Here is a 17,986-nt window from a genome sequence, read left to right as displayed (position 1 = left end):
CCTTCAATGGCTTTCGTTCTGGCATGTCGTACAGGAACGGGAGACACATTATGGCGCATCGTCTTGCAATACTCTGTAGTTCGGCAATTCTCGCCACCTTCGTAGCCCTCCCGGTTGAAGGTGAGGAATTAGCGAGAATCGCAACTCATTCGCACCGCTATGGCGGGCAGATCAGTATTTCCGCATTCGACGACCCTTTACTACGAGGCGTGACCTGCTACGTCTCCCAATCGGAAGACGAAAGGTCTTTGGGTGATAACGCGCCGGCCACCCGCACGTCCGATGCAGCAGTGTCCTGTCATCAGGTGGGCAAACTGGAGACGCACGGCAAGCTGCCGCAACGCGCTCAAGTGTTCGACGCATCAACGGATCCCATTTTCAGGACCGTGCATGTATTTCGGATACTCGATTCGAGCCGCCTGACTGTGCTGTATTTCAGTTACACGGAAAACGAGTTGTCGGGGACCTGCCCGGTCACGTCGACATGATCCGGCTGCCGACGCGGGGAAGACAGATGGGTGAATAAAGACGCCCCAAACCCGCTGCTGTTTCGAGGTCGCTTTCGGTGCGCGGCACGCCAGCGCGCACGGGGCCATGCGGCTCTTATGCTGCCTATGCGTTTTCTGATCTCTAGAGGAAGGTGACGGAGTGAGTCCATGCAAGGTTTATTGATATCAATCAAGAATAGGTACGCGTGTCGGTGAGTCACTATGAGCAATCCTTAGCCCCGGTACAGGAGGATTCCGTGAACGCGACAGCAGCGACCTTCAACATTTCGCCGCGAGATGGCGACCTCACGAATTGCATCGTTGAAAGCATTCGTCGCGATCCCTTATTGAGCCGCGAGTCCATTCTGGTCGATGTGCGCCACGGCCGCGCCGTCTTGACAGGTACGGTATCGAGCTGCGCCGCGCGTGTCGCAGCACGCGAGGCCGCGGAAGACGTGCAAGGTGTTGCATCCGTGGCGACGGAACTGATCGTCAATGTGCCTCCCGATTTACGCCGTAGCGACGCCGAGATTCGCGACGCCGTGCTGGATACGCTGAAATGGCGGGCGTGCCTGCCATCCGGCGCGGTGACGGTAACCGTTAGCAATGGATGCGTAACCCTTTCCGGCCGGGTGGATTGGTCCTATCAGCGAAAACTCGCCGAGACAGTACTTCTGCCGCTGCGAAGCATCATGTCGATCAGCAATGAGCTTCGTGTCAGCGACCGCCAGATCCAGATGGAGGTTTCAGCCCGAATCCGCACCGCGTTGCGCGTCGCCGCCGAAATGCGAGCCGACGCAATCAAGGTCGAGGTGCGGGATGGGGTTGTCACCCTGCTTGGCCCATTGCCCGCTGTCGACGAGCGTGCCTACGTAAGCGCTGTCGTTCAAAGTCATCCTGAAGTGCGGCGGGTACACGACCACATACATTCGATGTCGAGACCACGTATGCGACGCCGGACATCGATAGCAAATGCATTTAACCGGCATAGGATCTGCATAAAATAACGAGTTGGCGCCGTGCGCCAACTGAAACCGCTGCTGGAGCGGCCATGCTCTGCTTTCAGCCGGTGTATGCGGCGTCTTTGCGGCCGCATGGCGATGCCGATGACGGATATGGCGTGCTGCTCGAACGGATCGGCGAAGCGGGATGGCGGCCTGCCGGTGCGCCGCAACGCGTCGAGGGCAGCGAGCGCGACGGATTGCGACTCGTGTATGCGCGTCAGCGAGAACTGAGGCAGACGAGCCCATGCTCGCGGCATGCACTGCGAGCATGGGCTAGTCACGAAGCCGCGCGCCCGTCCAATCCGCCTCGCGCGCCATTGCAACGAACGCGCTCAGATAATCGATCGCATCGTCCGCTTCGCGCGTGCCGAGAAAGATCTGCTTCGCGATGCCCTTCTTGCCGAGCCGCAGCGGCGTGAGCGGCATCCATCCCGCGTACTCCTCCGCGAGCCAGCGCGGCAGCGCCGCGACGCCGCGGCCGCTAGCGACCATCTGCAGCATGATGTCCGTGGTCTCGATGATCTTGTGCCGGCGCGGCACGACGTTCGCGGGCGTGAGGAACTGCGTGTAGATATCGAGCCGGTCGGTTTCGACGGGATACGTGATCAGCACTTCCGCCGACAGATGCTCCGGCGTTACATAAGCCTCGTCCGCGAGCGCATGCCCGTCGCCGACGACCAGCACCTGCTCGTAGTCGAACACCGGCTGAAAGCGCAAACCCGGCTTGTTGAGGGGATCCGGTGTGACGAGCACGTCGATGTCATAGCCGAACAGCGCGCCAATCCCGCCGAACTGAAAACGCTGCTTCACGTCGACATCGACATCCGGCCAGCGCGCGAGATACGGCGACACCACCTTCAGCAGCCACTGGTAGCACGGGTGACACTCCATGCCGATGCGCAACGTGCCCCGCTCGCCTTGCGCGTACTGCTTCATGCGCTCTTCCGCGTGCTCGAACTGCGGCAGCAGACGGTTGGCGAGGCCCAGCAGATATTGGCCTGCCTGCGTGAGGCGCATCGAGCGGCCCTCGCGCATCCAGACAGGCGTGCCGAGTTGCTGTTCGAGCTTCTTCACGGTGTGGCTCAACGCCGATTGGGTGAGATTCAGTTTGTCGGCGGCGCCCGTCAGCGAGCCCTGCCGCTCCACTTCCCTGACCAGCATCAGATGACTGCGCTCCAGCATCGCGACTCCATGAGCAGAATTAATCCATGTATGAAATAAATCCATTTTTATTCATACATCGAAAATTCTATCATCGCTTCCAGCTTCTCTTTTCTGGACGGCATATAAAAAATGGTCACGACACACAATCTGGGCTTTCCGCGCATCGGCGCACAACGCGAGCTGAAATTCGCCCTCGAAAAATACTGGAAGAACGAGTCGTCGCGCGACGAACTGAAGGCCGTCGCTGCGCAGCTTCGCGCGCGTCACTGGCAAGATCAGGCACGTCTGGACCTGGCGCCCGTCGGCGACTTCGCGTTCTACGACCAGGTGCTCGACATGAGCTTCACGCTTGGCAATCTGCCCGAGCGGGTGCGCGGCTTTCATGGCGATGCGCTCGACAACTATTTCCGCGTCGCGCGAGGCCGTTCCGCGCAAGGCGCCGACGATCACGTTGCGTGCTGCGGCGGCGTGGCCGCGGGTGAAATGACCAAGTGGTTCGATACGAACTATCACTACATCGTCCCCGAGTTCGATGCCAACACGCAGTTCTCGCTCGATCCTTCGCGTTTGCTCGAACAACTCGCACAAGCACGCGCACTCGGCGTGAAAGCGAAGCCGGTGATCGTCGGACCGGTGACGTATCTGTGGCTGGGCAAGGCGAAGGACGACTCCGGCAAGCTCGCGCTGTTGCCGCGCCTGCTGCCCGTGTACGCGGCGCTGCTCGACTATTTCACGGCGCAGGGCATCGACTGGGTGCAGATCGACGAGCCCATACTCGTGACAGAACTCGACGCGAAGTGGCGCGAAGCATTCGTCACCGCCTACGATGCGCTCTCGGCGCGCCGCGTGCGTCTGCTGCTTGCCACCTACTTCGGGCAGTTGAAGGAGAACCTCGAACTCGCCTGCAAGCTGCCCGTCGACGGTCTGCATATCGACGCCGTCAATGCGCGCGATGAAGTCGCGCAAGTTGCCGCGACGCTTCCTGATACGGCCGTGCTGTCGGTTGGCGCGATCAATGGCCGCAATGTCTGGAAGACCGATCTGAACGCCGCACTCGAATGGCTCGAACCGCTGCACGAGACGCTCGGCGAACGGCTGTGGATCGCGCCGTCGTGCTCGCTGCTGCACTCGCCTGTCGATCTGAACAGCGAGCAGAAGCTCGACGCCGACATCCGGTCATGGCTCGCGTTTGCGCTGCAGAAACTCGACGAGCTGACGGTGCTGGCGCGCGCGTTGAACAATGGCCGCGCATCGGTGGCGGCAGAACTCGAAGCTAATGCGAAAGCGATCGAAAGCCGCCGCAACTCGCCTCGCGTACACAACCCGGCTGTGAAGGCCGCGCTCGCGAAGATCGACGCGTCGCTCGGCCAGCGCGCCAGCGCTTACGCGCAACGCGCCGGCAAGCAGGCTGCCATTCTGAAGCTGCCCGCGTTCCCGACGACCACGATAGGATCGTTTCCGCAGACGCGCGACATCCGTCACGCGCGCAACCAGTTCAAGGCGGGCGCACTCGATCACGCGGGCTACAGGCTCGCGATGGAACGCGAAATCACGCGCGCCGTGAAGGAGCAGGAAGCGCTCGGACTCGACGTGCTCGTGCATGGCGAAGCCGAACGCAACGACATGGTCGAATACTTCGGCGAGCAACTCGACGGTTACGTGTTCAGCCAGTTCGGCTGGGTGCAGTCGTACGGTTCACGCTGCGTGAAGCCGCCCATTCTGTTCGGCGACATCAGCCGTCCGAAGGCGATGACGGTCGAATGGATCCGCTATGCGCAATCGCAAACCGCGAAGCCAATGAAAGGCATGCTGACGGGCCCGGTGACGATCCTGAACTGGTCGTTCGTACGCGACGACCAGCCGCGCCCGGTGTCGTGCCGTCAACTCGCACTGGCGATCCGCGAAGAAGTGCTGGATCTCGAGAAGGCAGGCGTGCGCGTGATCCAGATCGACGAAGCGGCTTTACGCGAAGGACTGCCGCTGCGTCGCTCGCAATGGAATCAATACCTGCAATGGGCGGTGGAATCGTTCCGCATCGCCGCGAACGGCGTGCAGGACGAAACGCAGATCCATACGCATATGTGCTATTCGGAGTTCAACGATATCATCGCGTCGATCGCGGATATGGACGCCGACGTGATTACGATCGAAACCTCCCGCTCGGATATGGAACTGCTCGACGCGTTCGACGACTTCAACTATCCGAACCAGATCGGCCCCGGCGTGTACGACATTCACTCGCCCAACATTCCGAGTCAGGACCATATCGTGACGCTGATGAAGAAAGCGGCCGGGCGGATTCCCGCCGAACGCTTGTGGGTGAACCCGGATTGCGGTCTGAAGACGCGTGCGTGGGAAGAAGTGATTCCCGCATTGAAGAACATGGTGGCGGCCGCGCAGACGCTGCGCCAGCACTTCTGATCGAACGGTTTCGTGCGATGACGACGAAAGGCCACCTGCGAAGGCGGCCTTTTTTTATCGCATCGAGTCCGGACAGATGTTCAGCACACGGGCAGCAGCGCGTCGAATTCGTCCTGCAAATGCAGTCCTTCGGCGCAACGCCAGAACGCGGCGACGAGCGGCGACATCGCTTCGCGGTTGCGCGCGACAAGGCCGATTTCGCGCGTCAGTTCGTGCATCAGCAACGCGCGCCGCACGTTATCGCCTGACGAGGTACTCGAGCTGGCGGATGAACATCGCCGATCAGACCAGCAGATCTTCATGGAACGCGCCGAACGGCCGCGTCGGATGCGCAATCTGGATCTCCAGAATCCACAGGCCCGCAGCGGGCGTCGCGTCGAAGTCGCCGAGATCGCCGGCTTTGTAAATGGCGTGAGGAAAATCGCTGACGCGATGCCCCTTGATGTCGACGTTCAGGCGAACGCCGTGCGCGTTCGCCCGCTGCGCGGCGTGGTCATACAGCGCGATGCCCGCACAACCCGTCGTGCGCCAATGCTGTTCGACTTCGCCGTAGATCGTGCGCGCCGCCTCGGCGCACGCATGCATGTCGGGGTCGTCGCCGCACACGAACGTCGCGCCTGCATCGCCTTCGTGCTTCGCCCACACGGCGCCGAGGTCGATGAAGAAAATATCGTTGTCCGCCAGTACGGGATCGCCGTTCGAGCGCTGCTTGAAGGTTCGCAACGTGTTTTCGCCGAAGCGCACCAGCACGGGATGCCAGATGCGGTCCATGCCCAGATCCTTGAGAACGCGCAGCGCCAGCGCATTCGCTTCCGATTCGGCCATGCCCGGCCGGACTTCGGCCGCGATCGCGTCGACGGCGCGCCAGGTCATGGTTCTGGCGTGCTGCATCGCGTCCAGCGAGTAATGTTCGCCGACGGCTTCCTTGCGTGTCGTGTTCAACGTGTATGTCCTTGTCGTCGCTACTTGCAAATGTCAGATTTGCATTCGATATGTATGCGTGAATATATCGCGTTTTGACGCCGGGATAGGCGGTCAATCGAGCGAAAGCTGCGCCTCGATCGCCGTCTTGTCGATCACGGACCACACATCGCTGATCTTGCCGCCGCGAAACCGGTAGAACACGTTCTCGGCAAACGACACCTTCTTTCCATCGACAGCGAGCCCAAGAAACGTCCCTGCAGGCGAACAGTGGAACTGCAGCCGGCTCGCGATCAAAGGCGGTTCGGCGACGAGCAGCGCAATGTCGAAGTGAAGATCGGGGATCTCGCGAAAGTCGCGCTCCAGCATCGCCCGATAGCCGGACAAGCCGATGCGGACACCGTTGTAGACGACGTCGTCGTCGACGAACTGCGCGAGCGTCGCCCAGTCCTGCCCGTTCAGACATGCGATGTAGCCCCGGTAGATCTCCGGCAGATCGGTCCCGCTCATGACGACAGCCCTCGCGCGTGATGGCACAAGCGGTCATGTTACGCGCGCCGCATGCCGCGTTCAGATCGCGTCGGCGGGCCGCTGCGCGTCTGTGTCCACGCAGCACACGAGCACTTCGGCGGGCTTTTTTCCCGTGCTCAGGTAGACGTGGCCGACGGCGCTGTCGAAGTACAGGCTGTCGCCCGGTTTCAGCTGAAACACCGCGCCCGTTTCGAAGCGCAGTTCCAGAGAGCCGTTCAGCAGGAACACGAATTCCTCGCCGCTATGGCGTATGTAGTCGGGAAAATCGCTGAGCTTGCGCGCCCGCACATGCGCGCGCATCGGCACCATGCGCTTGCCCGTCAGATCGTTCGCGAGCATCCCGTATTCATAGTTCGGCGTGTCGTAGATCATCTGCTCGCCCGACGCCGTAAAAGTCGGCACGATAGGACTCGCGCCCCCACGCTTCGCGCGCCCGAAAATGGCGTCGAACTCGACTTGCAGCGCATGCGCGAGCGCTGCGAACTTGTCGTAGGTCAGCGCGATATCGCCGCGCTCCGCCTTCGAGATCGTCGATACGGCAATTCCCGACTGCTCCGACAACTGCATCAACGTCAGGCCGCGCGCCTTGCGCGCATCGCGCAGCCGCGCGCCGACCGCCTGATGATCGATCTGGGACGAAGTCCCGGTCGACGGGGACTCGCTGCGCGCGACGGATTTGGCCATGACGGGACTCTGGATAACTCGGGGTTTTGTCGTATACGAGAATTTATTTTTTCTCGTATATGATAACTCGCGTCGATACCAGTTTCCCGTTAGTCCCAGCCAGTCCTTCAAGGAGCGGTCGCCGTGTCAACGCTTGCATTGGAAAAAGCCGGTTTGTCGAAGACCCAGGTGATCGCCGCGACGACGCTCGGCACGGCGCTGGAGTTTTACGACTTCACGATCTACAGCTTCTTCGCGATCCAGATCGGGCAACTGTTCTTCCCGTCGGCGTCGCCCGTGAACCAGTTCCTGCTGTCGATCGGCGTGTTCGGCGTCGGCTTCGTGGTGCGGCCGCTCGGCGGCATCGTGATCGGCGCTTACGCGGACCGTGCGGGCCGCAAGAAGGCGATGGTGCTGACCATCATGCTGATGGCGCTGAGCTGCGCGCTGATTGCATGCGCACCGACCTACGCAGTCGCGGGCATGGCCGCGCCCTTCATCGTGCTCGCGGCGCGGCTGATCCAGGGCTTCGCGGCGGGCGGCGAGTTCGGTCCCGGCACGACGCTGCTCGTCGAATATGCATCGGACTCGACGCGCGCGTTCTTCGCCAGCTGGAACTTCTCGGCCACGGCGCTCGGCCTTGCGCTCGGCGCGGCCGTCGCGACGCTCATCAACGTGACGCTGCCCAAAGACGCGGTGCTCGCGTGGGGCTGGCGGGTTCCGTTCGTGCTCGGCATCGTCGCGGCGCCTGTCGGCATGCTGATCCGCAGGCGCCTCGAAGAGACGCTCAGCGATGCGTCGGCGGCGGGCACACATCGGCGCGGCGCGTTGAAGGCGGCACTCACCACGCATCTCAGGCTGACGATCCTCGGCACCTTCGCCGAACTCGGCGGCTCGGTGTCCGTCTACATCACCGCGTTCTTTCTGCCGAGCCATGCCGTACGCACGCTGCATCTGTCGTCGACGGCATCCGTCGCGTCGGGCGTGATCAGCTCGCTCGTGCTGTTCGTCGCGGCGCCCATCGCAGGCAAGCTCGCCGACCGCTTCAGCCGCAAGCGCGTGCTGGTCGTGTCGCGCGTCATTCTGCTGCTGAGCGTCTATCCCGCGTTCGCGTGGTTGTCGGCGCAACCGTCGGCGTTCATGCTGTGCGCCGTGTCCGCTTTTCTCGCGCTGTTCGTCGCCGGACAGATCGTGCCCGTGCTCGTGATGATCCCCGAGTTGTTCCCGAAACATGTGCGCGCGACGGGCATCGCGCTAACCTATGTGGTGAGCGCGTCGTTCTTCGGCGGCTTTTCGCCGTTCGTCGCGAGCTGGCTGGTCGCGCTGACGGGCAACCCGCTCGCGCCCGCATGGTATGTCGCGGCGGCCTGCGCGGTCTCGCTCGTGCCCGTGATCTGGCTGCGCGACCGCACGGGCGAGGCGCTCAACTGACCTCTATACGGATTCAGGGACTTTCCACCATGTCTAGTCACGACGACCTCGTCAGCCGCAACGCCGTCGAATTGCGCCGCATGATCGGCGCCAAAGAAATTTCGCCCGTCGAACTGCTCGACGCCTGCATCGAGCGGATCGAGGCCATCAATCCCGCCGTCAACGCGATCACGGCCACCTGTTACGACGCGGCACGCGCGGCGGCGAAAGCGGCCGAGCGCAGGGTGCTCGACGGCGCGCCGCTCGGCCTGTTGCACGGCCTGCCGCTCGGCGTGAAGGATCTCGAAGACACGGCGGGCCTGCTCACCACCTACGGCTCGCCGATGTCGCGCGGCCACGTGCCTTCGCGCGATGTCGTGCTGGTCGAGCGGCTGCGCGCGGCGGGCGCGATTCTCGTCGGCAAGACCAACGTCCCCGAACTCGGCGCGGGCGCGAACACGCGCAATCCTGTCTGGGGCGCGACGGGCAATCCGTTCGATCCGGAATTGAACGCGGGCGGTTCGTCCGGTGGCTCGGCGGCAGCGCTCGCCTGCGACATGCTGCCCGTCTGCACGGGTTCGGACACGGGCGGCTCGCTGCGCATTCCGGCATCGAAGTGCGGCGTGGTCGGCTTCCGGCCTTCCGCCGGACTCGTGCCGAATTCGCGCCGGCTGCTCGGCTGGACGCCGATCTCGGTCGTCGGCCCGATGGGCCGCGATGTCGACGAAACGGCGCTGCAGCTGGCGGCGACAGCGGGCCTGTCGACGGGCGATCCGCTCAGCTACGAAGTCGACCCGTCGAGCTACGCGACGCTGCCCGCGTTCGATCTCTCGACGCTGCGCATCGGCTATACGGAAGACTTCGGCTGCTGCGACGTCGACGACGGCATCCGTGCCCTCTTCCGCTCGCGCATGGCGGCGCTCGCGCCGCTCGTGCACACCTGCGAGCCCGTCGCGTTCGATCTCGGCGACGCGCACCGCTGTTTCGACGTGATCCGTGCGGAGAGCTTCGTCGCGGGTCTGCGCGATGCCTATGCGCGCGACCCCGGCGCGCTCGGCCCGAACACGCGCGCGAACTACGAAATGGGCGCCGCGATGACGCTCGCCGACAGCGCGTGGGCGCAGGCCGAACAGACGCGCATCTTCCGGCGCTTCCAGGCCGCGTTCGAGCGTTACGACGTGATCCTCTCGCCGACCACGCCCGTCTCACCGTTCCCGTGGCGCGAACTGTACGCCGCGCAGATCAACGGCCGCGCGCAGGAGAATTACTATCGATGGCTCGCGCTGACTTACGTGGTCACGCTGACGACGCATCCGGCGCTGTCGCTGCCCTGTGGTGTCGATCAGGCAGGCATGCCGTTCGGCTTGCAGATTGTCGGGCCGTTTCATGGCGATCTGAAAACGCTCGCCGTGGCGCGCGCGATGGAACAGGCTTTCGACAAGGACCCGGCATTGCGGCGACCGCGTCCCGATCTGTCGAAGCTCACGCAAGCGGACCCGGCGTTGAAATCGATCGTCACGGCGCCGCCCATTTTCGAAGCGACAGGCGAAGCGCAGGCCGGCATGTCATCCGTTTAACTCACCGGGAACACCATCATGTCCAATGAAATCCAGCGACTGCAAACCAACGCACGCATGAGCCAGGTGGTCATCGCCAACGGCATCGTCTATCTGTCGGGGCAAGTGCCCGATACGGCGAGCGCGCCGATCAGCGTGCAGACGACGGAAATCCTGCATCGCATCGACGCGCTGCTCGCATCGGCGAATGTCGACAAGACGCGCGTGCTCACGGCGAACGTGTGGCTCAGCGACCCGAAGCATTTCGACGAGTTCAACGCCGTCTGGGACGCGTGGGTGCCGTCCGGTCACGCGCCGACGCGTGCCTGCGTGCAGGCATTGCTGATGAAGCCCGGTCTCGACGTCGAAATCGCCGTGACCGCGCTGGCGTGACGCTCGCATGATCTCGAACGGCAAGGAAACGCAGCAATGAAGTTCGATACCGTCGTACTGGGCGCGGGCATGGTGGGCGTGTCGATCGCCGTGCACCTGCAACAGCGCGGGCTGTCCGTCGCGCTCGTCGATCGCAAGGCGCCCGGCAACGAGACGTCGTTCGGCAACGCGGGGCTGATCCAGCGCGAAGGCGTGTATCCGTACGCGTTTCCGCGCGATGCCGGCACGCTGCTGCGCTACGCGCGCAACCGCTCGCTCGACGTCCGCTATCACGCCGATGCGATGCCGAAGCTGCTGCCGTTTCTCTACCGCTACTGGCATCATTCGCGCGCCGACCGTCACGCGGCCATCGCGCGGGCGTACTCGACGCTGATCGAACATTGCGTCGACGAGCATCGCGCGCTGATCGACGCAGCGGGCGCGCAGACGCTGCTGCGCCAGGGCGGCTGGCTCAAGGTGTTCCGCAGCGCGCGCAAGCAGGACGCGGAACTGCGCAACGTGCAGCGCTGGAACGCCGAGTACGGCGTTGCTTACGAGGCGCTCGATGCCGCGCAACTGAGGCGTGCCGAGCCTTCGCTGAGTCACGCGCTGCTCGGCGCGCTGCGCTACACGGACGCCGATTCCACCAGCGATCCGAACGCGCTCGTGACGGCCTATGCGCGCTACTTCGAGCAACTGGGCGGCCGGATTTTCATCGGCGATGCCGCGACGCTCGAGCCTCAGTGGAGCGTCGAGACGGATGCAGGCCGCATCGACGCGCACTCCGCCGTGATCTCGCTCGGGCCCTGGTCGGATGTCGTCAGCGCGCGCTTCGGCTACCGGCTGCCGCTCGCCGTCAAGCGCGGCTATCACATGCACTACGCGGCACAGGACGGCGCGCAACTGAATCAACCGGTGCTCGACACCGAAATCGGCTACATGATCACGCCGATGGCGCGCGGCATCCGCCTGACGACGGGCGCGGAACTCGCCGCGTGCGACGCGCCCCCGACGCCCGTGCAACTCGATGCGATCGAACCCATCGCGCGCGCGACCTTCCCGCTCGGCGCGCGGCTCGACGAGCGTCCGTGGCTCGGCCGGCGGCCGTGCACGCCGGACATGATGCCCATCATCGGCCCGGCGAAGCGGCATAAGGACCTCTGGTTCGCATTCGGCCATGCGCATCACGGCTTGACGCTCGGTCCCGTCACGGGACGCCTGCTCGCGGAAATGATGACGGGCGCCGCGACCGTCGCCGATCCGCATCCGTTTCGCGCCGACCGTTTCTAGCCGCGTTTGCCGCGTGGGGTGGGCGCCTGTACCATGGGTTCGCCTGATTCCCGAGGGACAACGATGAATCCGAAGGTCGACGCCTATATCAGCAAACTCAAGAAGTGGCGTGAAGAAACGGAGCAGCTCAGGGCGATCGCGCTGGCCTGTCCGCTGACGGAAGAACTGAAATGGGGCGTGCCGTGCTACACGGCCGACAACGCCAACGTCGTGCTCATTCACGGTTTCAAGGACTATTGCGCGCTGCTGTTCGTCAAGGGCGCGCTGATGAACGACCCCAAGGGCCTGCTGATCCAGCAGACGGAAAACGTGCAGTCCGCGCGCCAGATTCGCTTCACTGGCCTCAAGGACATCGTCAAACTCGAAGGGACGCTGAAAGCCTATATCCGTCAGGCCATCGAAGTCGAACGGGCCGGCCTGAAAGTGGCGCGCAAAACGACCGCGGAATTCGAAGTCGCCGAAGAATTCCAGAACCGGCTCGACGCGCAGCCGTCCTTGAAAAAGGCTTTCGAAGCGCTGACGCCCGGCCGTCAACGCGCCTATCTGCTGCATTTTTCTTCGGCCAGACAGACGAAAACCCGCGAGTCGCGGATCGACAAATGCACGCCGCTGATTCTCGAAGGCAAAGGATTGAACGACGGATGACGCCAGCGCGGCGCCGTTGAAACACACGGTAAGCGAACTTTGTAGCATTCCCTTAAAAAATATGGGTCGATAGGATGCTAACGAATAAAAACCGACATACAATCGCGGCCCATGATCAATCTCCACCTTCTGCGCCGCTCCGTCAGCAGCACGCTGGTCGTCGCTGCGCGCCGCTGGCGCCGCACGAGCCATAGCGTGTTGTCGGCCTACAACGTGTCGGAAGCGTGCGCGGGTCCGCTGCTCACGGCCAACCGGCTCGGCGAGGCGGTGCGGCAGGTGACGCTGGCGGAACATGTGGGCATCGAAGGTCCGTCGCTGGTGCGGCTGCTCGACCAGCTATGCGCGGCGGGTCTCGTGCGCCGCGACGAAGATCCCGACGACAAACGTGCCAAGACCATTTCCCTCACCGACGAAGGCCGCGCCGTCACCGCGCGGATGGAAGAACGCCTGACGGAACTGCGCGCGCGCGTACTGACAGGCGTGAGCCGCGAAGACCTCGAGACGACGCTGCGGGTGCTCAATGCATTCAATGCGTCGCTCGATGCTACAGTCATGTCCGACAGAGACACATCCGGCGAGCCAGCCGTCCCCGTCCGGTCCGGCAGCAAATCACGCACAACCGGCAAGGCATAACCGTCATGGTCTATCCCTCAGTCCGCGACTGGCTGTTCTCCGCCAAGACGTTCGCGGCGGCGATGATTGCGCTGTATATCGGCCTTGCGCTCGAACTGCCGCGCCCGTACTGGGCGATGGCGACCGTCTATATCGTTTCGAATCCGTTCGTCGGCGCGACGCGCTCGAAGGCGCTGTACCGCGCGCTCGGCACGGCGCTCGGCGCGGCGGGCGCCGTGCTGATCGTGCCGCCGTTCGTCGAGTCGCCCTTCCTGTTCAGCGTGATCGTCGCGGCGTGGACGGGCACGCTGCTGTATCTGTCGCTGAACGACCGTACCGCACGCAGCTATGTGTTCCTGCTCGCGGGCTACACGCTGCCGCTGATCGCCCTGCCCGCCGTCACGAATCCGACGATCGTGTTCGATCTCGCCATCACGCGCACGGAAGAAATTCTGCTTGGCATCGTGGTCGCGAGCATCGTCGGCAGCGTCGTGTTTCCGAGCCGTCTTGCGCCGACGCTGATCGAGCGCACCGACGCCTGGTTCCGCGACGCCGCGTTCTATGCGAGCGAGACGCTCTCGGGCCACATCGCGGGCGCGCCGATCTCGGCCGCGCGCCAGCGTCTTGCCGCCACCGTCAACGGCCTCGAATTCCTGCTGAGCCAGCTGACCTACGACCACACGCGCCCCGACATCGTGCGCCGTGCGCGCGCCTTGCAAGGCCGCATGCAGATTTTCCTGCCGCTGATTTCGTCGATGGCCGATCCCCTGATCGAGCTGGCCCGCGAACGCGGCGCGCATTCGCCTGAACTGGAAGCGCTGCTGGCCGACGTCGCGAAGTGGATCAAGTCGCCCGCACTCGAAGCGAAGCACGCCGACGAGCCCGATTACGAGGCGCAAGCGCTGCGCGAGCGCGTCGAGGCGCAGAAGCCGTCCGCGCAGGCGCTGGCGAGCTGGGAAGGCGCGCTGCTGTCGCACGCGCTGTGGCGGCTCGGCCAGGTGATCGACGTATGGCGCGACATTCGCTGCCTGCGCGCGGCCATCGTCCATGAATCGGTGATGTGGCGGCCGCACTTTCGCCACTGGCGCCTGGGCGGCACCGAACGCTATTTCGACTACGGGATGATGCTGTTCTCGACGGCGTCGGCCGTCTGCGCAATCGTCGTCGCGTGCGGACTATGGATCACGTCGGGCTGGAACGACGGCGCGTCGGCCGTGGCGCTCGCGGCCGTGTCGATCTGCTTCTTCGCCGCGCTCGACGAGCCCGCGCCCGCCGTCTTCAAGTTTTTCCTCGCGACCTGCGCGAGCGTCGTGCTGGCCGGGCTCTACGTGTTCGTCGTGTTGCCGAAGGTCCACGACTTCGCGATGCTGGTCGTGATCTTCTCCGGGCCGTTCCTGATCATCGGCACGCTGATTCCGCGACCGCAATTCACGCTCGTGACGCTGCTCACGGCCGTCAACACCGCCACCTTCATCAGCATCCAGAGCGCTTATGAGGCCGACTTCTTCGTGTTCCTCAACAGCAATCTGGCGGGTGTGGGCGGCTTGCTGTTCGCTTTCATCTGGACGCGCGCCACGCGTCCGTTCGGCGCGGAACTCGCCGCCGAGCGACTGACGCGCTCCGCGTGGGCCGACGTGGTGGTGAGCGCGTCGACGGCTGCGATCGAAGATCAGCGCAACCTGTACTCGCGCATGCTCGACCGGCTGATGCAACTGCTGCCGCGCCATGCCGCGAGCGATTCGCACCGCCATCCGTCGATCGAGAGCTTCCGCGACTTCCGCGTCGCGCTGAACGCGCTCGACCTGCGCCGCACGCGCCGCAAGCTGACGAGCGACTTGCAAGCCGCCATCGATGACGTGCTGGCGGGCGTGCGTCAGTATTTCGAGCAATGTCTTGCGCACCGCGCGCGCCAGCCGGTGCCAGGCGAGCTGATCGACGCCATCGACGCCGCCGTCGCGCGCGTGGCGACGCACAGCATCGCGCAGGGTCAAGTGGGTGCTCCACAACAGCCGCAGCCGCAAGAAGGACAACGGGCACAAGCCGCCGCGCCCGCTGCGCCGGCCGGCGAGCGCTGGCTGCGCGACACGCTCAACGCACTGGTCGGCATGCGCCTGTCGCTGTTCCCCCCGCATCCCGCGCCCGGCAGCAACGCGCCGCCCAAACGGGAGACGGCAGCCTGATGCGAAACCTCACTCTTTTATCCTGTCGACGCACATGATCGGCGAAATCGACGTACTCGGCGTATTCGTGCCCAGCGTGCTGGTGCTGATGTTCATCGCCTATCTGGTCAATCTGGCGATCCGCACCGTGCTCGCGCGCGTGGGCTTCTATCGCCTCGTCTGGCACCGCTCCATTTTCGATCTCGGCATTTATGTTCTGGTGCTGGGGCTTGTCGTCATCGTTTCGCACCGGTTCAAAACGTGAAAAAAACCTGGTTCTCAATCGGGCAAATCCTGCTCACTCTCATCGTCGTCGTGATTGCAGCGGCCGTGCTGTGGAAGCTGGTCGACTACTACATGTTCGCGCCGTGGACGCGCGACGGCCACGTGCGGGCCGACGTCATCCAGGTCGCGCCCGACGTGTCGGGCCTCATCACCGAAGTCAAGGTCGTCGACAACCAGCAGGTCAAGCGCGGCGAGGTGCTGTTCGTGATCGATCAGGCGCGTTACACGCTGGCGCTGCGCAACGCGCAGGCCACCGCGCAGCAGCGCCGTGCGACGCTCGACCAGGCGCGGCGCGAAGACGCCCGCAACCGCACGCTCGGCAATCTCGTCGCGCGCGAAGCCGTCGAAGAAACGCATTCGCGCGTCGAGCAGGCAGCCGCCGCGCTCGCCGACGCCGAAGTGGCGATCGATACGGCGCGCCTGAACCTGCAGCGCACGGTGATCGTGAGTCCCGTCGACGGCTATCTGAACGACCGCGCGCCGCGCGTCGGCGAGTTCGTGTCGTCGGGCCGCGCGGTGCTGTCCGTGGTCGACATGCATTCGTTCCGCGTCGACGGCTACTTCGAGGAAACCAAGCTGCACGGCATCGACATCGGCCAGCAGGTCGAAATCAAGGTGATGGGCGAGCCGAACACGCTGCGCGGCCACGTGCAGAGCATCGTCGCCGCAATCGAAGACCGCGACCGCCAGCAAAGCCCCAACCTGCTGCCGAACGTGAACCCGGCGTTCAGCTGGGTGCGCCTTGCGCAGCGCATTCCCGTGCGCGTCGCGCTCGACGAGATTCCCGCCGACTTCCGCATGATCGCGGGCCGCACGGCGACGGTGTCGGTGCGCGGCATCGAGCCGGTGAAGGGACGGCACCCGGCGGCGTCGAATGCGGCGCCGGCGTCGGCGCCCGCTGCTTCGGGCGCCACGGGTGCATCTGTCACGGGCGCGTCGATTGTCGGCACGGCGCCGTCGAGCGCCACGCATCCCGCATCGGGCGCATCGCAATGAAACGCCTGCCTGCACTGAAGACGGCGCTGCTCCCCGTCGTGCTCGCGTTGGGCGCCTGCACGACCGTCGGCCCCAACTACACGCTGCCCGACAACGCGGCCGTCAATGCGCCGTATGCGAACACCACGATTGACGGTGCCGACAAGGCGCCCGTCACGCAGCAAGCCGTGCCGTCGAAATGGTGGCGTCTGTACGACGATCCCGTGCTCGATCAGCTGGTGACGCAAGCGCTGTCGTCGAATACGGACCTGCGCGTCGCCGCGTCGAATCTTGCCCGCTCGCGCGCGCAGCTCGACTTTGCAAACGAACAGGGCGGCTTCTCCGGCAAGACGTCGGCGGCCTTTCAGCGCGCGCAGGAATCGGCCGAGCAATTTTTGCTGACCGAGAAGCTGCCCGTCGTCAACGAAGGCGCGCTCGATCTGAGCGTGTCGTACGAAATCGATCTGTTCGGCAAGCTGCGGCGCGGCGTCGAAGCCGCGAAGGCCGACGACGAAGCCGTCGAAGCCGCGCTCGATCTCGCGCGCATCACCGTGGTCGCGGACGTCGTGCGCGCCTATGTCGAGTCGTGTTCGGCGGCCGAAGAGCTGAAGATCGCACAGCAGTCGCTGTCCTTGCAGCGGGAGCGCGTCAAGCTCACGCAGCGGCTGCGCGACGCGGGCCGCGGCAACCAGCCCGACGTGACGCGCGGCCAGACCCAGGCCGACACGCTCGCCGCCGACATTCCGCGCTTCGTCGCGCGGCGCCGCGCCGCGCAATACCGGCTCGCGATGCTGCTCGCGCGTGCGCCGTCGGCGCTGCCGCCTGCCGCCCTCGCCTGCACCAGGCTGCCGCATCTACGGCAGCCGATTCCCGTCGGCGACGGCGCGGCGCTGCTCAAACGCCGCCCGGACGTGCGCCAGGCAGAACGGCTGCTGGCGGCATCGACGGCGCGCATCGGTGTCGCGACGGCGGCGCTGTACCCGTCCGTCAGCATCGGCGCGTCGGCGGGTTCGATCGGCATCGCCGAGGACCTGTTCGGCCCGACGACGAACCGCTGGGCGTTCGGTCCGCTCATCAGCTGGACGTTCCCGATCAACGGCCAGCGCGCGCGCGTTCACGAAGCGGAAGCCGCGACGAGCGGCGCGCTCGCGCACTTCGACGGCGTCGTGCTGAATGCGCTGCGTGAGACGCAGACGAGCCTGTCGACTTACGCATCCGATACGACGCGCGCCGACGCGCTGCGCACCGCGTACAAGTCGGCCGTGCAGTCCGCCGACGAAACGCATCGTCTGTATGCGGCGGGACGCGAGTCGTTCCTCTCCGATCTCGATGCGACGCGCACGCTCACGAGCGTCGCCGCGCAGGTGTCGGCAGCGGAAGGCCAGGTCGCGCTGGATCAGGTGAACCTGTTCCTTGCGCTCGGCGGCGGATGGGAAGAGGACAGGAACGAAGCGAACGCGAAGGCCGGCGCGAAGAGCGAATAAGCGCGA

17 protein-coding genes and 1 pseudogene are annotated in these 17,986 nt (G+C 64.5%); 13 read left to right on the top strand and 5 right to left on the bottom strand.

Annotated elements, in window-relative coordinates; all coding sequences use genetic code 11:
• Positions 1-50: 50 nt before the first annotated feature.
• Both FRZ40_RS29500 and FRZ40_RS29495 read left to right on the top strand, forming a co-directional pair.
• A pseudogene (locus tag FRZ40_RS29500) lies at positions 51-526 on the top strand (CreA family protein).
• A 219-nt stretch (positions 527-745) separates the two neighbouring features.
• Positions 746-1,495, top strand: a complete 750-nt coding sequence (locus FRZ40_RS29495; protein WP_147236462.1) for a BON domain-containing protein — start codon at positions 746-748, stop codon at positions 1,493-1,495.
• A 270-nt stretch (positions 1,496-1,765) separates the two neighbouring features.
• On the opposite strand, the gene FRZ40_RS29490 is transcribed toward FRZ40_RS29495, so the two are convergent.
• The gene (locus tag FRZ40_RS29490) at positions 1,766-2,719 is read right to left on the bottom strand and encodes a LysR family transcriptional regulator (RefSeq protein WP_028367842.1); all 954 of its coding nucleotides are present in this window, start codon (positions 2,717-2,719) and stop codon (positions 1,766-1,768) included.
• 66 nt (positions 2,720-2,785) lie between these two features.
• Between FRZ40_RS29490 and metE the strand changes: the two genes are divergently transcribed.
• A complete protein-coding gene (metE, locus tag FRZ40_RS29485) occupies positions 2,786-5,077 on the top strand; it encodes a 5-methyltetrahydropteroyltriglutamate--homocysteine S-methyltransferase (protein ID WP_147236461.1) in 2,292 nt (763 codons plus the stop codon).
• 80 nt (positions 5,078-5,157) lie between these two features.
• Here the strand turns inward: metE and FRZ40_RS29480 are convergent, their stop codons facing one another.
• The 4 genes from FRZ40_RS29480 to FRZ40_RS29465 all read right to left on the bottom strand — a co-directional run bounded on the left by FRZ40_RS29480 (position 5,158) and on the right by FRZ40_RS29465 (position 7,213).
• On the bottom strand, positions 5,158-5,313 hold the full coding sequence (locus FRZ40_RS29480; RefSeq protein ID WP_240057313.1) for a hypothetical protein: 156 nt from the start codon (positions 5,311-5,313) through the stop codon (positions 5,158-5,160).
• 46 nt (positions 5,314-5,359) lie between these two features.
• Positions 5,360-6,019 (bottom strand): M24 family metallopeptidase, encoded by a 660-nt coding sequence (locus FRZ40_RS29475; RefSeq protein WP_147236460.1) that lies wholly within the window; start codon positions 6,017-6,019, stop codon positions 5,360-5,362.
• 93 nt (positions 6,020-6,112) lie between these two features.
• Positions 6,113-6,508, bottom strand: coding sequence for an ester cyclase (locus tag FRZ40_RS29470; RefSeq protein ID WP_028367839.1), 396 nt, complete (start codon positions 6,506-6,508; stop codon positions 6,113-6,115).
• A gap of 60 nt (positions 6,509-6,568) precedes the next feature.
• Positions 6,569-7,213: a helix-turn-helix domain-containing protein gene (locus FRZ40_RS29465; protein ID WP_028367838.1), complete on the bottom strand. Its 645-nt coding sequence runs from the start codon at positions 7,211-7,213 to the stop codon at positions 6,569-6,571.
• Between the two features lie 123 nt (positions 7,214-7,336).
• On the opposite strand from FRZ40_RS29465, the gene FRZ40_RS29460 reads away from it, so the two are divergent.
• The 10 genes from FRZ40_RS29460 to FRZ40_RS29415 all read left to right on the top strand — a co-directional run bounded on the left by FRZ40_RS29460 (position 7,337) and on the right by FRZ40_RS29415 (position 17,980).
• Positions 7,337-8,623, top strand: a complete 1,287-nt coding sequence (locus FRZ40_RS29460) for an MFS transporter (RefSeq protein ID WP_147236459.1) — start codon at positions 7,337-7,339, stop codon at positions 8,621-8,623.
• 29 nt (positions 8,624-8,652) lie between these two features.
• Positions 8,653-10,179, top strand: a complete 1,527-nt coding sequence (locus FRZ40_RS29455; protein ID WP_147236458.1) for an amidase — start codon at positions 8,653-8,655, stop codon at positions 10,177-10,179.
• Positions 10,180-10,197: 18 nt separating this feature from the next.
• The gene (locus FRZ40_RS29450; RefSeq protein ID WP_147236457.1) at positions 10,198-10,551 is read left to right on the top strand and encodes a RidA family protein; all 354 of its coding nucleotides are present in this window, start codon (positions 10,198-10,200) and stop codon (positions 10,549-10,551) included.
• 36 nt (positions 10,552-10,587) lie between these two features.
• Positions 10,588-11,820 (top strand): NAD(P)/FAD-dependent oxidoreductase, encoded by a 1,233-nt coding sequence (locus tag FRZ40_RS29445; RefSeq protein WP_028367834.1) that lies wholly within the window; start codon positions 10,588-10,590, stop codon positions 11,818-11,820.
• Between the two features lie 63 nt (positions 11,821-11,883).
• Complete coding sequence (locus FRZ40_RS29440) at positions 11,884-12,465, top strand: YdeI/OmpD-associated family protein (protein ID WP_147236456.1); 582 nt, start codon at positions 11,884-11,886, stop codon at positions 12,463-12,465.
• Positions 12,466-12,576: 111 nt separating this feature from the next.
• Entirely contained in the window at positions 12,577-13,098 is a 522-nt protein-coding gene (locus FRZ40_RS29435) for a MarR family winged helix-turn-helix transcriptional regulator (protein WP_028367832.1), read from the top strand.
• 5 nt (positions 13,099-13,103) lie between these two features.
• On the top strand, positions 13,104-15,257 hold the full coding sequence (locus FRZ40_RS29430) for an FUSC family protein (protein WP_028367831.1): 2,154 nt from the start codon (positions 13,104-13,106) through the stop codon (positions 15,255-15,257).
• Between the two features lie 34 nt (positions 15,258-15,291).
• Positions 15,292-15,501, top strand: coding sequence for a DUF1656 domain-containing protein (locus FRZ40_RS29425; RefSeq protein WP_147236455.1), 210 nt, complete (start codon positions 15,292-15,294; stop codon positions 15,499-15,501).
• Complete coding sequence (locus FRZ40_RS29420) at positions 15,498-16,517, top strand: efflux RND transporter periplasmic adaptor subunit (RefSeq protein ID WP_028367829.1); 1,020 nt, start codon at positions 15,498-15,500, stop codon at positions 16,515-16,517. Before FRZ40_RS29425 ends, FRZ40_RS29420 begins: the two co-directional genes overlap by 4 nt.
• A complete protein-coding gene (locus tag FRZ40_RS29415) occupies positions 16,514-17,980 on the top strand; it encodes an efflux transporter outer membrane subunit (RefSeq protein ID WP_147236454.1) in 1,467 nt (488 codons plus the stop codon). The genes FRZ40_RS29420 and FRZ40_RS29415 overlap by 4 nt, the downstream gene beginning before the upstream one ends.
• Positions 17,981-17,986: the final 6 nt, after the last annotated feature.

The sequence above is a fragment of the Paraburkholderia azotifigens genome, from assembly GCF_007995085.1.
GTDB lineage: Bacteria > Pseudomonadota > Gammaproteobacteria > Burkholderiales > Burkholderiaceae > Paraburkholderia > Paraburkholderia azotifigens.
Note: the sequence above shows the minus strand (reverse complement) of the source record. Positions and strands in the feature narration are given on the sequence as shown.